Source organism: Ferruginibacter profundus, from assembly GCF_054783275.1.
Genome location: NZ_BAAGQW010000001.1, coordinates 572305 through 592307, shown reverse-complemented (window position 1 = coordinate 592307; position 20003 = coordinate 572305). Strand labels below are relative to the sequence as shown.

Sequence of the window (20003 nt, the reverse complement as noted above, 5' to 3'; positions counted from 1 at the left end):
TTAAAACCAGATCCATCACGCAGTGTTTACATTGCGTGACGGATCAATTTTTTATTTTTTATGCGGCAAAAGCTGCGGCATTGGCTGCCGCTAAACCAGACTGCAGTGAGTTAAGATTAACCTGTGCAGTACTGAGATTTGCCGTTGCCACACTGAGCTGTGCGATGGTTTCTGCCTTGGCACGCAATGCGGTATTGTAATTTTCGTCTGCCTGCTGCAATGCTTTTGCAAGCAGGTTTTGCAGGCTGGGCACCCGGCTGTTTTCACTTTCAACAATATACCAGGGGCCATCCTCGGGATTGGTGGTAAGTACCAGCTCCGCAACTTTAGCTTTCGTGTATGCATTTATGTTAATTTCCGACGGCACCACGGTAGTATTCAACAATATAGAAAAGCCAGTCTCCCCAATTCTTTCATAATCACCTGCAATGCCGATTTTTGTTCCTGAACCAGACAACCTGTAGGCCAGGTCATCAAAGTTGATGGTTTTTTCGAGCAGTTGCCCCTCAAGCGTATCTTTACTTTCAGACTTGAGCATAGTGCAGATCTGCTTTGCCGTTTCAACTTCTAAAAGCCATGGACGGTCAGGATCGGCCATAAACGTCACTTCCCTTCCATTCAGCAGGTTTAATTTATTCTCCGCATTTAATACAGCACTGGTAAGCACTTCATACATTACTATAGCTTGTTCAAACTCAAGCGAAGAACAGGCTTCAGCTTCCAGGCAGGATGCCTGTGCGGCAAAAGTGGAGTTAAGGGCCAGTAATGTAAGCGCTACTGCATTGTTGGCGTCGGTGCCCGCTGTGCTGGTCAGCTCCACCAATTCATCTGATATCAGCGGGTTAAGTGATTTTTGCCTTACCACCTGGTTGGTGAGTTTATTGATAAGCTGTGCCGAGAAGATCAATTTATCCACCAGGTTTTTAACTTTGGTAGCCAAAGTTTTCGCACGTGCATCGGCGTTAGACATTTCCAGGAAGGCAATATCAGAGTCCCTGAACAACGACAATGCGTTTTGAATTACCTGTGTAACCAGATTATTATTGTTAAGAGCAGTGGCACGGTAAGTAGTCGCTAACGTCAGCATCGCATCATAATCGGCTGACTTTGCCGTTAATGCTGTTACAATGGCCTGTAGTTCTTCCACCTTATGCTGTGCATCTAATACCAGGTTGGTAAGATAATCCAGTTCGGCTTTTTTATTTTCAGTAACGCCGTATTTTGGCTTTACGGGGAGTGTTGCTAAATTGAATGCTGTTTTCATGCTGTTATTTTTTTAATGGTGTAATTAATTTTATGCAATGCTTTGTAATCAAAAGACTTTGTTTTTGTAAAATCAGATAAATCATTGGTGAACTGGTCAAGAATTTCTTCCATTTCTGTTGAGTAAGTTAATACCACGGGTATATAAGCATTGCCCCTGATAAGCGGGTTACCAAAATTATCAGTAACATTATCCAGTATGGGAATCTTTATTTGCAATGCTTCAATTACTACATTTTCTTTGGATTCTTTTTTTGACCTGCCTTTTTTATCAGCCCGCTGACTTTCATCATTATCGCCGGTTGTCAAAGTCGTGGATGTAATTTGCGAAGGCAACGGCACAATGTAATTTGCACTGGATACCTGTTCGGCCAATTTAAGATTAAAGAAAAAACCAGGACGCAGGTTCTTTCGCCGCATTAGTTTATTCTTTGCACCCGATTGCTCCTTCTCTACAATTTGTAATTTTTTATTAAGGTCTGCAATGTCTTTTTCTATCGGCCTGATCTGTACCTCCTGTTCTTCTATTTTATTGCGGACATCATCCAGCAAAATATTCAGTTTCAAAATTTCTTTTTCACTTTCCGGCCCCCAGTTTTGCGCCCACATATCAATGGCGTCTTCAATTACTTTAACCTCTTTAAAAAGCGGGACAAGCTTTTCTTCCAGCGGAAGCTTATCCTCTTTCTTCAACTTGATAGCAGCTTTCAGTTCATTTATTTGCGGAATGTACTCACCTGCAAGGTCTGCCAGTTTCTCTGCCTCATCTTCAATCTTTCTTAAACCAGCTTCTGTAAGCAAGTCTGCTACCAGGCTGGATTGATCCGGCAAAAACATGCAACGATACTCCACTTTGTGGTTAGAAAGATCTTTAGCCACTTTAAAATCCAGCACCTGTATTTTTTCTTTGATCTCAATTTGTTTTTTATCTACGCTGTCAACATCCTGGTCTTCTTCCTTAATTTCAATATGATTTGCAGAAGGGCCATGTAAATGAACTGTTAACTTAAACTCAGCGGATGCTGCCGTTAAATAATTATTGAAATTATTGATCACTGTTTTGTATTCATCACACAATACCGCCATTACAAATATTACATAAGAGGTACCCAATACCAATGGCTGATCATCCGAATCCTTAATAGCAGTGATCAAAATATCTTTAGTGATCTTATCACCAGCCTGGTTAGCATTTATTTTAATAAACTGACGATTGTTACGCAATTTGATCGCTTCTGCATCAGCCAGCCCAAAAGTAGACTGCGCCCTGTTTTTAACCACCATGATGTAATAATCCTTAACCGGGTAACCGGGAGGCAATGGTTTATTGGTATCATCAATGATGTAAGCGCTTTTGTAGGCATCAAATGAAACGGTATAACTTAATTCATCTTTTACTGCAACGCTTAAATTTAAATTCAGCTCATTATTGGTGAGGTTATAAGCCGATTGTGCAGCATAGTAATCGGCATTAATGTATTCCACTTCTCCTTCGGCAGCTTTTTCCTGGTCGCTTGCAACAGACAATTCCGTATTTCTTTGTGTTACTTCAGCAGCGGCATCATTGAAATTGCCGGTGAGCGCTGTTAAAAGTCCTGCTACCGAATCATCAGTAGTTTTAGCATCAGCAGCCACAGTGGAAGCTGATACTTCGGCCATTAATGATGAAGCCTGCATAGCCACATTGGAAGCATCTTCTGCATCATAGGCTGTATCTTTCATCAGGTTGTTGGCTGTCACGCTTTGCTCATAAATATCCGATCCGTAATCAGCTGCACTAAGGATATTGAAAATACCACCCATGGTGCCTGCCAGTCGTACTATCGCATTTTTGGCAATTTCCACATTAGCCGCAGCAACAGCCATATTACTTGTTGCCAGCAAACCATGTTGTTTAAAATCATTCGCTGCAGCCAAAACATTTACTGAAAGGTTATGATCGATAACAGCAGTATCGTATATCTTTTTATAATTGGAATACCGCTTGCCGGATTTTTCCAGGTTCTCTGCCGCAGTTATTCTTTTTCCTTCGGCATAATACAGCGAAAAGATGGACGTATCCAGTTCCGCTTTTACATTTTTCAATTCCAGTTCCTGGTTGTTTAAAGAAGCTACCACATTGGAATGCAGGTTGTCATTATATGTATTCATATTGATTTGTTTTAATTTTTTGAATTACTGCAATTCAGTTAGCAGTTTATTTTTTAGTGCCGTATGCAACAACAGTTAACTGCTGTCTAAATGCTGTACCGGTTTTATGATATTCATATCCTATTATTTTTATTGTTTTTAATAAGGCCATGTTACATGCAGTGGCTTTTTCATCCACGGATATTTTATAATGGAAAAAGAAAACGGCGACTTATTAAGCAATATATCATAGGCCCGTTTTTCTATTGTCAATTGCCATTTGTCTTCCAGTTCAACCAACAGCCCATCCCGTACCAGCCAGTTTCCCCTGAAACCTGCTACAGAGTTTTGCCCAATAGCGGGCCAGTAATTAATGGCCGCCTGAACAAGCCCGTTGATGAGTGCTTTATCTGCTTCAGTAATTTCAATACCGTTTTTAACAGGAGTTGATAAAGGCAGGCCACACAATAATTTATTCAACGGAAGCAAATATTCTTCCGTTTGTGTAAGGCCTGTAATAATATATTGCACATAATGCACTGCGCTAGCCTGGCCTTCGGTGTTTTTGAATTGGCTGTTTTCAATAAGTTGTAAGCGGTCAAACAAGATTGGCAGATAACTATTGAGTAAAACGATACCGGCATTTTTTACCGGGATACCCTCTCCTGCTTTTCCTGTAAAGCCAGGTGTTGCCAGCCTTGTGCTGGTATTCTTTTGCTGAGACATTTCATTTTTCATCATTATATTTTTTAGAGGGTTACGGTACCGGCTTTCTAAAAACTTAAAAGTAATTTGTAATGAAGCAGGCAACAACGCCGATGCCTTACTTATACCGTCAATGAAATTATTTGTTGACATGCCATGGTGCAACTGCAATTCCCACATTAGTTCATTCCAGATATTTCCGGTAGAAATTATTTTCCAGTTATTGCTATTCCAGGCGTTGATGATCTTTTTAAAAAGTAGCTGCTGCAACTGTGCTGATGTTATCCCCGGAAGATTTATTTTACCCAATGCCCAATAAAATTCTTTTAGAATGTTAAGCTGTGACTGTTTTTCATTTTCATATTTGCAGATGGCTTGTGTAAATACATTAAAATTTAGCGTTTGGCTCAGCCACTCTGTTTGTGCGGTTGTAATATCATGCTTACGCATCACCAGCAGGGCATTGCCGGGATAATGCAGTACGATCTCCCTGATTAATTCCTTTTCTGAAAGCGAATTATTGTACTTTAACCAAAACGGCACTTGTTTGTTTACCAACAGGAACGAGAATAATTCATTAATAATTCCTTTGCGGTCCATCTCTCTTAAAATGTATGAAGGAGCTGCGATTTCTTTTGCATTCAATACTGTAGTAAGACCGGGCATTGCTGTTGTTAATACCCCGTACATTGCTGAACCATCAGGTATATCCATATTCCTGATTTGCTCCGCAACATCTGTTGCTTTAACCGCATGCCGGAGCGCTAACCTGGCAAAAGTGCCGGCTGCCATTTTTTTAATGTGCGTTACTGAAACTGATCTGCCATTTACAATATGCAATGCTACCGTCCAGCAATAATCCGCTAATGCTGTATTTATTGTACCAGGAAAGAGTGCTGCAACAAGTTGATAAAATATTCTCAATTCACGTATTGCACTGTTACTTTCTCCAGGCAAATCCTGTATTATCAAAAAACTGAATTGTTCAAACGACAGTAAAGGCCGGATGATATTAGCTATTTGCCGCAAGCTGCCATTGCGCCGTATTATTTTGCGCAGCAACCCTTGATCTGTCTTTAATGCAATGGCTATAAGTGTGGCCAGCTCAATCTTTTTTCCATGGTATTCTACCATCGTACTGCCGTTCTTTATTCCGGCTTCGATTATTGCACTCAAATCATCAGCCGCAATACTTAAACTATTACCCGGTTTAAAACGCTGTGGACTACCCGAAATAATTACAGCATTCATTCGCTCCAGCAATCTTTTATGCCGCAATGGAAACCGGGCAACAAAAGCAAGCGCAAACGCAAGCCTTACCTGTTCTTTATTGCAGCTACCCGGCGCAGCATGCAGCAGCACCTGCCAGTACAATTCATGCAGTTGCTGCCTTGTTGCAGCCTGGTCATTTATACCTTCATATTGCAGCAATGCAGTGTATTTTTTTACCAGCAACAGCATTAATGCATTGCCGTCCTTAAGGAGGTAATCCAATACTTTACGGCTGCCTTCGTTATTGGCGCCCCTGAAATTGCGGCAGCCGGTTTCGTTAAAATGTTGCAACAGGTATTGTGTAAGATATGGCTGTGCATCGGCCCTGAGGCTGATCAAACGCAGTACTGCAGCATCGTTAAAACCGGTATTTGTTCTAAAAGATCCACCGGCAATTTCATGGCTTTCCCCCGTGCCATGTATTATTTGTTCCACTACTAAAAGCTCATCGGCAGAACATTGTACACCACTTTCTCTGATAAGCCGGCGAAATGTTTGCTTTACTGAAAGCCGTGGGTAGAGCAGGATGATCCTTAAACCCTGCTGTTGCAGTTTTTCTTTTGTAAACTGCCGGGTAAAACGGGCATTGCCATTTGCTACTGCTTTCTCAAGCATTGCGGCAAAGGATAACACCAGGAAGCCTTTTTCCTGCCCCGCTTTTTCCAATAATATTCTTATTTCGTTGTCATTTAAACCGTGCAGAATTATTTTATTCATCAACGCTTTATTTTCACATGCCGACAGTGTGTTCAGGAGCAAGCCGGGATTAAAACGAAAACTGCGGTGCAACATATTTTTTAGGCATTCAAACGTTTTGTGTTTTACCAACGCAGCCGACGAATGAGTAAAATGTTCAAGCATGTTGCGGAGTTGCCATTCAGCGGCACTCCCATCCAATGACTTAAGTGCAGCAAATCCGGCGTCACTCAGCTTTTCATACAGTTCAATTGATACCGGCGTATGCATTGACGTAGGCATCCCTGAAAAAGCAAGCATTGCATACCATTGTGCAGCATTGGTAGCTGTCGCAATGCTGATACCTGTAATACAATGATGAATAAATGCTGCTGTTGTAAATGCGGCATTCCCCTGCTTACGGATGAACTGCAAACCTGATTTCCATAACATTTTAATATTCACCGTGCGATTGTGCATAGCTGCAGTCTTATGCAAAAAATGTACTACCTGCGTTAACTCTGCTGCCCTCGCAGGGATCAACGATGCCAGCAAAACTTCCATTGAAGTATTCGTAAGATCTTTTTCAACAGCAGCCCATACCTGGTCTTTATGTTGTACAGATTCCACCAGCGATAAAAATCCTGAACGATATTCATGGCAATACCGAACCAGCATTTCATTGAATATTTTTTTACCTGCACTTGTTTTTCTTACTACAGGATCATTGAACATTCCTGTTAATACAGCCCGGGTATCTGCAGCGTTTTTTATCGATTGATTATCATGTATTTTGTTTTCTTCAGCAATACTTTTCAGGACTGAAATAAAATCGCTCTTTACATTAGCTTTTGCTGTAGCCAGTTCAATCGCCTGCTCAACCAGTTTCAACAGTGCGTTGTAACCGATATTGTAATGGGCAGCCATTTGCCTGAGATTACTTTTAATAAAAGCCTGGCGGTTAAAAAAAGAGCCGCGTTCTTCCAGCAGGTAATCCAGCACCCATAGCCACAGGTTACGTGAAAAACCAGCCGCATTGGTTTTTACAATATTCGTCTGTACCTGCAGTTGTGTAAGTTGCCGGGTGAATCTAAATATCTCCCAATGGTTGCCAGGTTCAAGCCCTTCAACAATATCCTGTATAACAGGTTCGCTTACCTGCCAGGCGATCCTCTTTCGCACATTTCTGTCTGCTGCGCCCAGTTCTTTAATTATGGCAATGGTATTTTGCCTGTTGTGCAATAATTGAAACTGTAACAACTGGTCAACTGACCCCATATCTCTGTCGTAGTTCCATTGCATAAACCCGGTCAGCAGGAAACCGGTTACCAGTTGGAAGCCCGTTGAATTGCGTTCAATAATTTTCAATTCATTATTGCTGGCAGCACTACCTGATTTAAATGCGATGTCCCTCATTTTCTCCCGGAGTTTTTCGGTGAGCCTTTGCGCCAGCATATCCTCAAGGTCGTGATAGTCTATTTGTTCCAGGTCTATTTCCAGCCGGTTAATGATCCAGGTTTGATCCGGCGGGCAAATACTATCAAACACTCTGCTGATATGCCGCGGCAGCTGAAACTTGCTCCATGCACTAAGTTTTTCCTGCAATGCAACAGCTTCCGTCTTACTATCAAAAGAAGTATTCCAGCCAATAGTTGAGATGATATGTGTATTGCTGTTCTTCATTTTGACCCGAATGGCTGAATTTGATTTAAAATTGAGATGAGTTCAACCGTAGCATTTTGCAGCAGGGTTTCGGCAACGGTATCTGCCGCATGATACCGCATGCAATTATGCCACAGCACAAATGCATCAATCACTTCACCTAGTACCTGCTGGTTACAGTAGCAATGGCGATAAGTTCGTGTTGCAGGTAGTTCTGTTTGCAGAAAAACATCCATAGCCGATTTTATCTTTAGTTCATCTTTGTTTAAAAGCGGAATAAAACCAGGAAAAACAAAAACAATATCTGTGTCAGATACCCATCCCTCTTTCACCCTATTGTTCTGTTGCAGGCAGGAAATCAGCAAGGCTGTTTCTATCATGATGCAACCACGCATTTGTGTAATCAGCCAGCGGGCCTGCCGCAGTTCATTATCAGTAGACACATCGGATTTTGCTTTTTCAAAATTTTGTAGTATAAATTCCTGGTACCGTATTTTTAAAGCAAACAACAGCGATAACTTTAATTCAACAGCAGCATAATTCACGATATCTGCAGGAGATATTTTTTCTGCTTCGTTGATCTTACCGGAATTAAAAATAAAATCGATGGTATTGCCTTCAGACAACAGCTCATCATACCCGTTGTTTATTTGATGACTTTCAGGGTTGGTTTCTTCTCTCCAACCGCTTAATTTATCTGCGCTTAAAAAATTACAGGACTTCTGCCTGTTATAAGACAACAATGCATAGTTCTGAAGAAAGAGGCTTTTGATGATCACTTTGTCTTTTAAGGCATTTCCCGAATAAACAGAATCGCAGATGTACGTATCAATTACCAATGGCGACTCGCCATGCCTTGCCAGTAAATGATCGAGTATATTGTTGCGGCGTTCCAGGTCGGTATCTGCATTTTGCATCAGCCGCATGAGGCTGCTCATGTAAGCGTTGTAGGGATCTTGGGTATATGCTTTCCAGGAATGATACTCCGCTTCACTTTTAGTTTCTTCGCTATAGCTATAGTTAAAAGCATCGTTATTTTTAAGTAAGGGTTTAATGCCTGGCACACTATACAGTGATTGATAAAAGTAAGTGGGTGCAAACGACATGTAAGGAACCGGTATGGTTTCATGTTCACGTTCATAAGGGCTTTTCATGTTCATTAATGCAGCAAAGTCCGACGGCGCACCGGTGAGAGCATTTTTAAATGAAAACAACCTGCTGATATTGGCCAGCTGCGAAAACTGGTTGGCCAGCACCTGGTCAAATAAGGTAAGATACCCTTTTAACTGCCTTGCCTGCGCCACCTGGAAAGTAGAAGCATCCGGTGCTGTACCATCCGGGCCTGTGGCAAAGATGGCCGGAAAAGTATTTTGTACAGAATAGTAAGTGTTAATATCCCTGAATGCACCTGCAGGAGCTGTTGCCTGTAACGCTTTGCCATATACTAAATTGATGTCTGAAACCGCATTGCCGGGAGCCGGCGAAAATATCATCTCTTCTGCCCTCAGGGTTATAGCATGCCCGCCTTTTTTAACCTGTAGTGGCTGGTTGCCCGTTGCAGATCGCACTGCATTCAGCGTTAGTATTTCCTGTTTGGCACAACGCAGCTCCTGCAATATAACGTAGGGCAAAATAAAGAACGATAACTGGTTTACCGCGGTTACACCTGCCACCTGCATCACCAATGGCGCCATGTCAATTGCCCTGATATGATCCTTTTTTGTGCCCAATGCTTCCGTTAGTATATAACCATTATTAAGCAATGGTCCGTTCCATGTTTTATCTGTATCAGCATCGGTAGCGGATAATGAATAATAACCGGCCGGCATTACTTTTGGAAAGATGTAATTATTTATTTTTTCTGTTACCTGTTGCAGTACGGTATATTCATCTGCATCTCTTTCAATTTCAATATTACCGCTGATGCCAAACTCAACTGGCGTAAGCGCTTCAGGAAAGAGGAATAATTCACCAATATTGCGGCTTTGATTGAGATAGAAAAATGCAGCATTGCAAATAGCTGTACTATTCATCCGGTCTTTGGAATTGATATGCAGGTAAACTTTGTATGCAGGAATGTTAAAAAACTCAGCAACGGATACTGGTTCAATAACTACATTGTCAATACCGGTTATACCATCGATCAGGTATTTACAGTAATCATCAATGGTTACCGGCGAAGTGGTCAATATTTGCTGCGGCAGAAAAAACTGGTTGGCGGTTTCCAATTTACCGTTGGGGCCAGTGAGTATATCTTTAATATCAAAATCATTACAATAGCCTAATTCGGTAAGGGCATAACACAATTGATCCAGTATGGTTACACCAGGATCGCCGGGATTAAGATTGGTCCATTTGCTGCTACCGTATTGCTGTATCAAAGCAAGCCCTTCATTTTTCAGCGCCCTGAAATCCTGGTTAACGGGCAATGCCGTATCTGATATGTATAGACTTTCGCTCATACTGCTATTTTCCAGATAATATTATTTTGTAATGATGGTACAAATAAGTGCGCCGGCGATGATGGAGCAATAACTGTTTCATCTTTTTGCATACCTTTTTTCGCCTTCGAGTTTTTATCAAAAATCCATGTGGTGAATCTCACTTCACTTACCGCCTCCACACCTTCCACCTCCCTGATGCAGTCCGCCACACCCGAATCCGAAATACCCTGGTCAATGGTAGCCTGTTTTTGATCACTGTCGATCCATGGTGATAAGTAGATATTCAGCGCCATATCGATATCCTGCTCCACCAGTGCCTTTTGATAGTTCTTTTTTAGTACAACCGTTATTGTCACTTTCACATATTCGGGCTCAAAATTGGCAGTACCCGGCCTGGCAAACGGTGATGCTTTTGCAGCGAGGTAATCTTTTATTTCAATTTCTTCACATTCGGTAACAAAAGGCAAAAAAGCATTGGGTGCAAAATACCCGGCTGCTCTTTTTACAAGCAATACAATTATTTTATCCCGGCGGGGAGTATATATTTTAGCATAAAAAATATAGTTGAATTTCCGGTTGATGATGCTGAAGTAATCGCCGGGGGTAATGGCCCTGTCTTTTGTCTTTATCCTGTTGCTGACCCTGGCATTCATGCTTACAGCATTTTCAGCCGCTTTTCCTCCAAATGAATCAAACGGTTGTGTTATGGTGGCGATTGAAGGAACAGGATAAAATGGTTTTACAATGGTATTGGCTTTAATATATGGTGCCTGCTGATCTGTTAAATAGGATGTACCGGAACGGATCACTTCTATGCCGTTGGTATTGAGGTAAACCGTTTCAGAATACAATGATGGTTCGTTTTTTACGGCAATGGATATCCAGTAATTATTGCCCTTCATTAAAGGACTATAGCTGTCTATATCAGCCGGAATATCAAATTCAATTATCCCGGAACAGGAAAAATTATTGGTACCGTCCCTCAACAACGTTAGCGGCCGCCATCCTTTTACAGAGAGGTAACAATAAAATATCTTTTTCCCTGTAGCGTATATACCAAGCCGCCTTGTCATCTGAAAATACAGGTTAAGCGTATTGCCTGTTACAAGGTTTGCCAGTTCTATAAACAAAGCGCCGCGATAGTTGAATGAAGGGAAGAAAGGAATACACTGCACCGGAATACCGGCCGGCAGTTTTTGTGCATTGTTGTATGTTAAATAAGTATTGAAAGGTGAATATAAAAAAACCTGCAGCGGGTAGCTACCGGATTTTGAAGCCAGTTTATAACTATAAGAAGCCTTGTACCCGCCCACAAGTGTGCGCAGGTTAGGCACAAAGGGCAGGTTAGCTTGCGGAATCAGATCCGGCTTTGAGTTATCATTTGCAGCTTTAATAATTGCAAGCCCGTTCAGCAGGGCAATATTGGCTACCACCTGGGCATATACAGATGAACCAAAACCAAGGTCCGGCCCGGTAAGTGTCATTTTCATAAACCCAGAAGTACTGGCATCTGCAAATGAAAGCGGCGAAAGCTGGATAGACGGATCAGGTGTAAAGGCAGGCATTGCATCCGGTGTGATGGCAAAATAACTTGCGGCAGCCAATTCACATCCGAACGGTGCTATTGGATTTTTTACGCGGAACAAAAACTGTCCGTTACTATCAGCCGGAACACAACTACCAGGTATACACGAATTGGGTAACCGGCTGGGCGATACCTGTATTCCGGATATATCTTTTTGCTGGCAAGGGGAATCAAGCACTGCATATTCTTCCGGCGACTTCATGGCAAAAGCCTGCCACCGGGTATCCTGCAGCAACTGAAAATTGGTGATAAAAACGCTGTTGTTAAATGGAAGACAGCCAGACATTTCCGCTTCAATCTCCTGTATTATTTTCGTGAATATTTTTTTTATCACCCCATATAAAAAGACTAACAACTTCCAAGGTGCTGTGATGATCCAGAGCAAGGCGGCCAATAATTTTTGCCAAAAATTTTTACCACCTCCGGCATTTTTATTTTGTTCATCGGGAGACTTTTCCGATACAACAGGCGCCAAAGGCTGCGGGTATTTTACATATAAATACTTGTTATAGGAATGATAATATGCCTGGAAGTTTTCGGGCAGGTTATCCCAGTTCAATTTAAGGGTAAAGGAATTAAAAGGCTTACTGAATATTTCGCTGTGCCCGATAATAAAATTGCTGTTGCGCATTGGGGTTGACCCGAAAGCGGGATATGGCGTTTTGGTGGCAAGCGCCCCGCTATCGTTATACAATAAAAAATTGCTGATGCAGTTAACGTCCACATCAATGTCTATTGTTTCTATTAAAGGGGCAATGCCTGTACCGGGAATTTGATCAAACACTATTTTAAATAACGGCCAGAGGCAGTTGTAACCATCAGGGTTAACCGAAAAGGCCTGTATGGCAGGTTGTTGATGATCTAGACAGATATTGATGACCACTGCGTAATTTAATGATGATATACTTATAGAATATATCTCCAGTTGCTTACCCGATAAACGCAGCCAGCCGCTGGCGGTGCTTAAATACATTGCTGAGGCTTTCAGCAGTGCGGTAAAATTTTCCAGCTTTTCATCACTTAGCGGTGACAATACAAACTTTATGGTAACCTTTCGGTTTCCTTCTGTAAGATAGAGCATGGGTGATGCCAGTGCCATTCCCGTACTTACTACCCGGCTGCCTGTTGACGTACTGCCGCCAAAAGTTTCCCAGCTTTTTAGCTGTCCGTTTGCGGTGTACTGCAAAGTGGTGGTATCTGCAACTGGTGTAAGTACTAACTGTTCTCCCTTTTCTTTGTTGTTTGCATCTGCTGCAACAGAAAGTGTTGTAACACTTACGATGCCGGCCGGGTTTATACAAACATTACCGGTACTATTAAATACAACAGGATCTTTATTGCCGTCAAGGCCTGCATCAAAAGCAGTTCCTGCATCAAGATTCAATACCGCACCGGGGTTCATCAGCGTGGCGCATATAAAAGCTTTATCAGGCTGTGCAGGCCATTCGTGTTGCTTTAAAATATCACGGTAATAAAAATCAAGATGTTTTTTTGCAATACCATTGAGCTGGTGCTGCTGATTTTTTAACAGGTTTACAAACGTTCTTAACAATACGGTATCAGGAAAAGCACCTGGCTTATTGGCCTGTTTAAAAAAATCACCGGAGGAATGCTTAATTATGGTGTTGAAGAAATTGAACAGGTTATTGCCTGCAACCTGCAACACGTCGTAACATTTGTCGGCTGAAATGTCGTCATTTGCAAATTTAAGATCCTTATCAAAGCCAAGTACATCTTTAAAAGTGCCGTTGCCACGATGCTGCAGCCAGAGTGCATTGTCAAAATATTCGCTTACCACAGGCTGACTATAAATTTCCCGTTGCCCCGTAACAAACAGCAGTCTTTCACGTAAAGCTTTAAATGCCCAGTAATAAGGGCTGAATGATGTTTTAACCAGGCCGGTAACATACCACCTGAGTTCATACTCTTCCCCGGTAAGCTGCATAAAATGCGTCCAGCATGCCACCTGTTCCAGCACTTCATTGAACCGTACAAAAAACTGTTCGATTATTTTAAATTTCAACGCGGTGCTTCTTTCAGCAAAAACAGGGCGTTCAATTTTAAGACAGGTTTCTTTATATAGCGTATAGTAGTAACTGTAAGGTGTTTTAGAAATATGAGCTAGCAAAAAGACAGGGTCTTTTAACAGGAATGGTTTCCAGTTGCCCCGGATAAGATTGTTTTGATCGTAAAAATTTATACTGCCGGCAAATTCAGCCAAAAACCATAACCAGTCACTTTCAGTGCGTCCGTCAATCATGCCGGGGCCCGGAACAAGGGCCTCGTTTAATGATTGCATTGCGTTGTGTTGACTGATCATATTCATTGTTTACTTTACTAAGCTGGTTCCTTCCCTGATATAAAACGGGTATACATAATTATGCCTTGTATTGGTCTGGTTGTATTCATAAGCAATTCGTATTTCAATTAATCCATTCAACAAATCAGTGTATTCCACCTCTACATTTAATACCGTTATTCTAGGTTCATTATTCAGCAACGCTATTCTTACCGCATCACTTATTTCGCCTCTTAAAGCATTATCCATATTTTGAAAGAAGAATTGCTGAATGCCCAATCCAAAACCGGGTTCAAGGCAACGTTCTCCTTTTCTCGTTTGCAGAATAATAGCAATATTGTTATTGATATTCTGCTCATAGGCTGTTGTTTGCAACTGGTAATTACCGGCAAAGAATGTTACCGGGAAAGCCCAGCCTGATCCCAAAAAATTTTCCTGGTATTTTTTATTAGTGTTATCCACCTATCATTACATTAAATGCGCCCACTACAATTTGTCCGCCATGTGCCGTTTGATCACCCATACGTGCTGCCGGCATGCCGCCGATCATTACCGTTGCCGAGCCTTTGATGATACTATCGGGCGGGCCAACACATACCAGCATATCACCTACTCTTGCTGCCGGTAACCCTCCTATTAATACATTGGCTGCACCCGGGCCGGTAACGGGGCCACCCACATGCGGTATAGGAACTACCGCCGGTGTCTGCATCGGGCATTCATGAAAATCGGTTAGTCTTGCTGCTGGTGGCATAGTATGTTGTATTAGTTGATCATTATCATTCCGCCTTTAAGTGTTAACTCACCACTGCCGCTTACCTGTGCAGTTGCACCCTGCGCTGTATATTGTGCCGAAGCTGTTTCCTTAATATTGATGCCCTGTACTTGCACATCTCCTGCCGAAGCTTCAATTTGTACACCCTGGTTGCCTTTGAGTGTAAGTTTTTGCGCAGCGCTTATCGTAATGTCTTTACTGCTGTTCATTACAATGCCACTGTCAGACATTACAATGCTGTTGGAATTCTGGTCTTTGACGGTGATCTTTTTATCCTTATCGCTTAATATCACCGTATTACTACCGGGTGTAACAATGGTCAATTCTTTGTTCTCATCATCAAACTTTACCACTATGCCGGATTTAGAAACGATGGCCTTCAATGGATTTTTTTCTGCAGGCTCCAGCCCCTTAAATGGTTTTTGTTTAGGGCTGCTGTACATGCTGCCGAGTATCACGGGATAACGGGGATCTTCATTTAAAAAGCCCAGTATCACTTCATCTCCCAATTCGGGTAAAAAGAAAGCACCGGCACCGTTGGTAGAATAAAAATTTGACAGCCTGGCCCATATCCCTTCACCGTTGGTATCAAACATGGGGACGTCAACGAGTATACGATATTCAGCATCCGGGTCGCCAAACATTTTTTTAACCGTGCCATTAAAAAGCCCCCGTGCACCGGGCAAAAGCCCCGAGGCCGGTGGCGACATCACATCCGCTTGCTGGGTAAACCAGTTAGGCGAAAGGCCGAGCGTAACATCGGTGAGCCAGTTACCATCGGCAATATTTTGTATCACGCCTGATACAAGATAGTCGCCGTTAAAACGTGTGCCCAATCCCCCGAGCGTAATGTATTTTGCAGGCTCCACCAATGCTGTGCCCTGGAATTTTGCTTCACCGGTTATTTTTGAATATTCACTTTTTACCAGTTGTGCTTTACTCCATGTGGTAAGATCACCGGAGCCTATCGGCGCTGTGCTTTGCAGCGGGTAATCCGGCAGCCCTAAAGCAACGGATAATTTTTTGGTCGACAGGTTGCCCGGTCCCGTTACAGAAGTTGTGGCCTGGCCGGAAATGATTTGTTGATTTTTAAAATCCCATGTACTGGCCTTCACACTTCCCAACTGGTTAATGGCATTGAGGTCGGCATTAAACTCCATCAGCTCACTGCCGTAATTTACCAGCAGCACGGGGCTGGTATCGGCATCGGGTTTTGTTACCGAAACCTTGCCGTTAAGCGTGGTCACAATTAACCCGTTGGCTTCGGCCAGCGATAAAATATAATCCCAGTCTGTTACGTAATACTGTACCTGTTCCGGCCACACCGTGCCTGTATCCGAAACGGAAGCGCTTAATCCGGCATAGGTACTGATAATGGAACTTATTATTTCACTATCCTTTTTTTTGCTGTAAGTAAGGCTTTTTCTGTCCACAATCATTTTAATGGCTTCATCCCTGCATTCCACTTCCAGCATCGATCTTACATTCATGTCTACACGAAGTGACTGCCCGGTAATAATGCCGGAAAAGATCACTTTATTTTTATTATCATAGCCGGCTTCAATACTGATCTTTGCACCCGGCAAAAATGTGGCCGATGAGCTTGCTTCAAATTTACCGGTGGCGGGATCTCCGTCCAGTATCACTATTTTAGCACGTGCCACACGATTGACCATCTTTTCTACCTGTATAGCGTATACGCTGATGGTATCGCTTATTGGCGACTGGTCCACTTTTACTATGAATGTGGCTACACCACCGCTTTGTATTGTTGTTGCTGCCATTAGCCGGGTTGTATGATGGGTGGAAAAATCAGATTTCTTACGCCGTCCAGGTTCCTGAATTTATTCAGCTTATTATATTTTGCAGCCTGTATGTACCAGGCATCACTGTTCCATACCTGCAGGCACATTTGCGGCAGCGTCATCCCTTCCACCACGGTTAAAAGATGTGTGATATCGGGAGAATTACGGCCATCAATTTTACTTACCAGCGAGGGCGAATCATACTGGCTGAATGAAAGAGAGATCTTTGCCCGCAACGGGTTGCCATCCGGGCTGAACAAAGTGTATGAAATATCGTAGGAAGTCAGTACACCTTTAAAAGTGATATCTGCCCCCCATTGTATCTTCACAAAATTGGGCCGGTGTATATCGCCATTGTAATTATAGATGATCTTTTCCAGTGCATCGATCTCGGTTTTCATCCGGGTACGTGTGGCATCCACAATACCGGTACAATCGATCACCATATCAAAATTCAATTTTTCGCTGGGCGTATTTTTATACCGTTGCGAAGGAGCGCTTGAATCAGGCGCCTGCTCTTCACTGTACTCAATAGTGGATTGCCATTTAAGGGAATCAGGGTTGATCATTACCGTGTATACGGCACCGCTAACAGGCGTTTGAAAATTTTCGTCTGTATAGCCGGTTATTTTCATTAATTCGGGGCTGGCCATATACTTTCCTGTTAGCGTTTATAGTTTTTTTTCTTTTCGTTCTCCTGGATCACTTTCCTGCATGCAGCAAGTAATTGCTTTTTTAGATGCTGCAATTCTGCCTCCCTTAAATGGGTTCCCTGGTTTTTCCCACCAATGGTTACTTCCGTCCTGATGATCAGTTCTCGTATTTCTATTGGCATTATTGCTATACAAATAAATTGGTGACTGTTGTTGACGTTGAAATATTAAAATAGGTATAAGCCAGCTCTATGGATTCTATAACAATCCCGCCCTCCTGCGATTTAAAATCGGATACCGAATATTTTACAGGATAGGCATTGTGAAAGGTCCACGACATGCATACCATTCCTGCCGCATCCAGCAAACTCAGTGTTACGTCATGCGGCCTGATGGGAATAGCAAGCCCCTGGTCAATACACCTGGCACACCATGCCATTAATTGCGATCCGCCGGGGATTATTGCTCTTTTTAATACCAGGTTCTGGCTGGTGGTTACCGTAGGAAGCCGGTATTTAAAACGGTTTTCACCACCACCAACAATTTCTTCTATGCCCAATTCCTTGGATAAACCACTTACTTCCTGGAAGGCAGCATCCTCGCCGGTAAACGAGAGTTTAAAATAAAAACTTACCGGGTAATTACTTGCCATTTGCAATGATTAACTGCTCGTGGGCTATTTCAAGCGTATCAATGGCCACTTCATTTCCATCTGATTTAAGATCGGTACTGGTAATTTTTGTGGGCCATGCATTATTCAGTGTCCACTGCATCGTAACATTGTTACTTTCATCCAGTAACCTGATGATCACCGTTCTCCTGGTAATTGTATTCATCTTAATCTCATCATGCCATTGCCAGAAAGAATTGTCGTTTACAAATACGCCCCTCTTCATGGTTACATTGCCATACTTGGTCATGCCGGGCATTTTTTCGGTGGAGAAAAGCGGGCTATTACTGTTGCGGTATTCAATAACCTGGTTTTCCACATCCATTCCTGAAATTTCCTGGAAGGCTACTTTTTTTAATTGTGTGCCGAGATCCACTTCAAACCTGAATTTCGGCATCGGCCATGTTGCGCCTTCTATGCTTCCATCATCTGCCATAGTTGTAGTTTTTAATTTTTAAAAAATAGGTGTAGTGAAATTTATTTTTTATGATTTAGCCATCTCCTGCTGGAAGGTGATGACTATAAATTCTGCAGGATGTGTTACAGCAACCTTAACCGTAACATTCATAAAACCCGATAGAATATCTTCCGGGGTCATTGTTGTACCCAGGCCACAGTCCACTGAAAAAGCATCTCCGGCCGAAGCGCCCTGCAGGCCACCGATCTTCCATATACCGGTAAGAAAGCTGCTGATCATTGATTTTACGGCTTCCCAGGTATTCTTATCATTGGGTTGAAATACGTAGGCCTGTGCAGCCAGTTTACAGGATTGTTCCAGGAATATCAGTGTTCTTCTTACAGGCAGGTATCTCCAGTCATCACTGTTGCCATCTAATGTTCGGGCGCCCCAAACTAATATACCAATGCCATTAAAAAGCCGGATGGCATTAATGGATTTACCTGAAACAGCATCAACATTTAAAACCTCCTGCTGCTTTCCTGATAAGGCAATAGGTAAAGAAGCCGCACCAACTATTGATACATTGGCGGGAGCCTGCCATGGGCCTACATTACTATCTGTATTGGCAATCACACCTGCCATGGCACCGCTGGGTGGCAGTATATTGGCATCTGTTAAAACATGTTTTACAATAAGGCTGTAGTTAGGACTGGCATTTAGCAGGGCACTGTTATTTTGCGTTACCGTTAAGCCACTGGAAGGATTTTGAATATTGGCCAGTATTGCGGTAACTGCAGCACTGGGACTCGATGGCGGATTAATAATCGCTGCCAGTTGATTCAGATCGCCGCCAAATAAATTCGTGTAATCAATATCGTTATTCTGCATTGCCGTAGACCCTATGAAAGGGTAATAGGCGGTGCCATAGCTAAGGCCCGTGGTGCCTGTGTTGGCCCTGAATGCCGTAATATCATCCAGGTATTGCACCGGGTCAGGCGCATCGCCGCCAATTACATCGAATATGGAAACTGAAGTACCCATATTGCTGCTTTGCAATAACATGCTCTGCATCAGTGTTCCGTTATTAGCCACGCTTAATAATGTTGCCTCTGGGCAGATATACATGGTGGGCTCCTGTTCGTTTGCCAACGCAGCAAGGCCTTTTTGTAAATCGGTAAGCTGTACATTAGGGTTCACTACCTGGTCACCAGGATTGGCGCCCTTACCTGACGGTGCCCCGTAACCGCCAACGGATACAACATAAGCCGTACCTCCCCCATTTTCATAAAAAAGCTTAATACTGTTATACAAATAATACACTGTATTGGGATCCGGAACTATGGAGTAGAATATACCGTTCAGCTGTATATAATCGCCTTTAAGGGGCTGCGCTTTTTGCTGCACCAGGTAATATTCCGGGCTATATTGTTTTGCAGCATCTGCAGGTGCAGGCGGATCGGGCAGGCAAAAGTATGCTTTAAAATCGTTTATCGAAGTGATCCGTACCGGCACATTGGTATAGGATTTACCCTGGTAAACAGCCTGCGGTGTATAGCCAATAAAGGCGGGTACGGCTGTTGGTACCGCAACAACTGAATTGGGAAAGGCATTGATCTCATTGATATAAACGCCCGGTGATTTGATTGCAGCTACATTCATAACCTG

Annotated in this window: 13 protein-coding genes; all 13 read right to left on the bottom strand. The window is 42.7% G+C overall.

Translation table 11 applies throughout. The features are described from left to right. Positions 1-58: 58 nt before the first annotated feature. Positions 59-1264: a hypothetical protein gene (locus ACYVM0_RS02305; RefSeq protein WP_460551857.1), complete on the bottom strand. Its 1206-nt coding sequence runs from the start codon at positions 1262-1264 to the stop codon at positions 59-61. Continuing rightward, positions 1261-3414, bottom strand: a complete 2154-nt coding sequence (locus ACYVM0_RS02300) for a hypothetical protein (protein ID WP_460551854.1) — start codon at positions 3412-3414, stop codon at positions 1261-1263. Before ACYVM0_RS02300 ends, ACYVM0_RS02305 begins: the two co-directional genes overlap by 4 nt. A 138-nt stretch (positions 3415-3552) precedes the next feature. Next, a complete protein-coding gene (locus tag ACYVM0_RS02295) occupies positions 3553-7728 on the bottom strand; it encodes a contractile injection system tape measure protein (protein WP_460551851.1) in 4176 nt (1391 codons plus the stop codon). Further along, on the bottom strand, positions 7725-10169 hold the full coding sequence (locus tag ACYVM0_RS02290) for a hypothetical protein (RefSeq protein ID WP_460551848.1): 2445 nt from the start codon (positions 10167-10169) through the stop codon (positions 7725-7727). The genes ACYVM0_RS02295 and ACYVM0_RS02290 overlap by 4 nt, the downstream gene beginning before the upstream one ends. Next, a complete protein-coding gene (locus tag ACYVM0_RS02285; protein ID WP_460551845.1) occupies positions 10166-14056 on the bottom strand; it encodes a hypothetical protein in 3891 nt (1296 codons plus the stop codon). The genes ACYVM0_RS02290 and ACYVM0_RS02285 overlap by 4 nt, the downstream gene beginning before the upstream one ends. A 9-nt stretch (positions 14057-14065) precedes the next feature. Further along, positions 14066-14497: a GPW/gp25 family protein gene (locus ACYVM0_RS02280; RefSeq protein WP_460551842.1), complete on the bottom strand. Its 432-nt coding sequence runs from the start codon at positions 14495-14497 to the stop codon at positions 14066-14068. After that, entirely contained in the window at positions 14490-14789 is a 300-nt protein-coding gene (locus ACYVM0_RS02275; RefSeq protein WP_460551839.1) for a PAAR domain-containing protein, read from the bottom strand. The genes ACYVM0_RS02280 and ACYVM0_RS02275 overlap by 8 nt, the downstream gene beginning before the upstream one ends. 11 nt (positions 14790-14800) lie before the next feature. Then, positions 14801-16594 carry a type VI secretion system tip protein VgrG gene (vgrG, locus tag ACYVM0_RS02270; RefSeq protein WP_460551836.1) on the bottom strand — a complete coding sequence of 598 codons (1794 nt, stop codon included), beginning with the start codon at positions 16592-16594 and terminating at the stop codon, positions 14801-14803. Further along, positions 16594-17268, bottom strand: coding sequence for a CIS tube protein (locus ACYVM0_RS02265; RefSeq protein ID WP_460551833.1), 675 nt, complete (start codon positions 17266-17268; stop codon positions 16594-16596). Before ACYVM0_RS02265 ends, vgrG begins: the two co-directional genes overlap by 1 nt. An 11-nt stretch (positions 17269-17279) precedes the next feature. Beyond that, positions 17280-17450, bottom strand: coding sequence for a DUF5908 family protein (locus ACYVM0_RS02260; protein WP_460551830.1), 171 nt, complete (start codon positions 17448-17450; stop codon positions 17280-17282). Between the two features lie 5 nt (positions 17451-17455). Then, positions 17456-17920 carry a phage tail protein gene (locus ACYVM0_RS02255; protein WP_460551827.1) on the bottom strand — a complete coding sequence of 155 codons (465 nt, stop codon included), beginning with the start codon at positions 17918-17920 and terminating at the stop codon, positions 17456-17458. Continuing rightward, the gene (locus ACYVM0_RS02250; RefSeq protein WP_460551824.1) at positions 17910-18374 is read right to left on the bottom strand and encodes a phage tail protein; all 465 of its coding nucleotides are present in this window, start codon (positions 18372-18374) and stop codon (positions 17910-17912) included. Before ACYVM0_RS02250 ends, ACYVM0_RS02255 begins: the two co-directional genes overlap by 11 nt. A gap of 48 nt (positions 18375-18422) precedes the next feature. Then, positions 18423-19997 carry a phage tail sheath family protein gene (locus tag ACYVM0_RS02245; protein ID WP_460551821.1) on the bottom strand — a complete coding sequence of 525 codons (1575 nt, stop codon included), beginning with the start codon at positions 19995-19997 and terminating at the stop codon, positions 18423-18425. Between the last annotated feature and the right edge of the window lie 6 nt (positions 19998-20003).

Excerpts from the sequence above, each read along its gene's own strand:
- ACYVM0_RS02305 (WP_460551857.1), bottom strand. The coding sequence starts at position 1,264 with ATGAAAACAGCATTCAATTTAGCAACACTCCCCGTAAAGCCAAAATAC.
- ACYVM0_RS02300 (WP_460551854.1), bottom strand. The coding sequence starts at position 3,414 with ATGAATACATATAATGACAACCTGCATTCCAATGTGGTAGCTTCTTTA.
- ACYVM0_RS02295 (WP_460551851.1), bottom strand. The coding sequence starts at position 7,728 with ATGAAGAACAGCAATACACATATCATCTCAACTATTGGCTGGAATACT.
- ACYVM0_RS02290 (WP_460551848.1), bottom strand. The coding sequence starts at position 10,169 with ATGAGCGAAAGTCTATACATATCAGATACGGCATTGCCCGTTAACCAG.
- ACYVM0_RS02285 (WP_460551845.1), bottom strand. The coding sequence starts at position 14,056 with ATGATCAGTCAACACAACGCAATGCAATCATTAAACGAGGCCCTTGTT.
- ACYVM0_RS02275 (WP_460551839.1), bottom strand. The coding sequence starts at position 14,789 with ATGCCACCAGCAGCAAGACTAACCGATTTTCATGAATGCCCGATGCAG.
- vgrG (WP_460551836.1), bottom strand. The coding sequence starts at position 16,594 with ATGGCAGCAACAACAATACAAAGCGGTGGTGTAGCCACATTCATAGTA.
- ACYVM0_RS02265 (WP_460551833.1), bottom strand. The coding sequence starts at position 17,268 with ATGGCCAGCCCCGAATTAATGAAAATAACCGGCTATACAGACGAAAAT.
- ACYVM0_RS02260 (WP_460551830.1), bottom strand. The coding sequence starts at position 17,450 with ATGCCAATAGAAATACGAGAACTGATCATCAGGACGGAAGTAACCATT.
- ACYVM0_RS02255 (WP_460551827.1), bottom strand. The coding sequence starts at position 17,920 with ATGGCAAGTAATTACCCGGTAAGTTTTTATTTTAAACTCTCGTTTACC.
- ACYVM0_RS02250 (WP_460551824.1), bottom strand. The coding sequence starts at position 18,374 with ATGGCAGATGATGGAAGCATAGAAGGCGCAACATGGCCGATGCCGAAA.
- ACYVM0_RS02245 (WP_460551821.1), bottom strand. The coding sequence starts at position 19,997 with ATGAATGTAGCTGCAATCAAATCACCGGGCGTTTATATCAATGAGATC.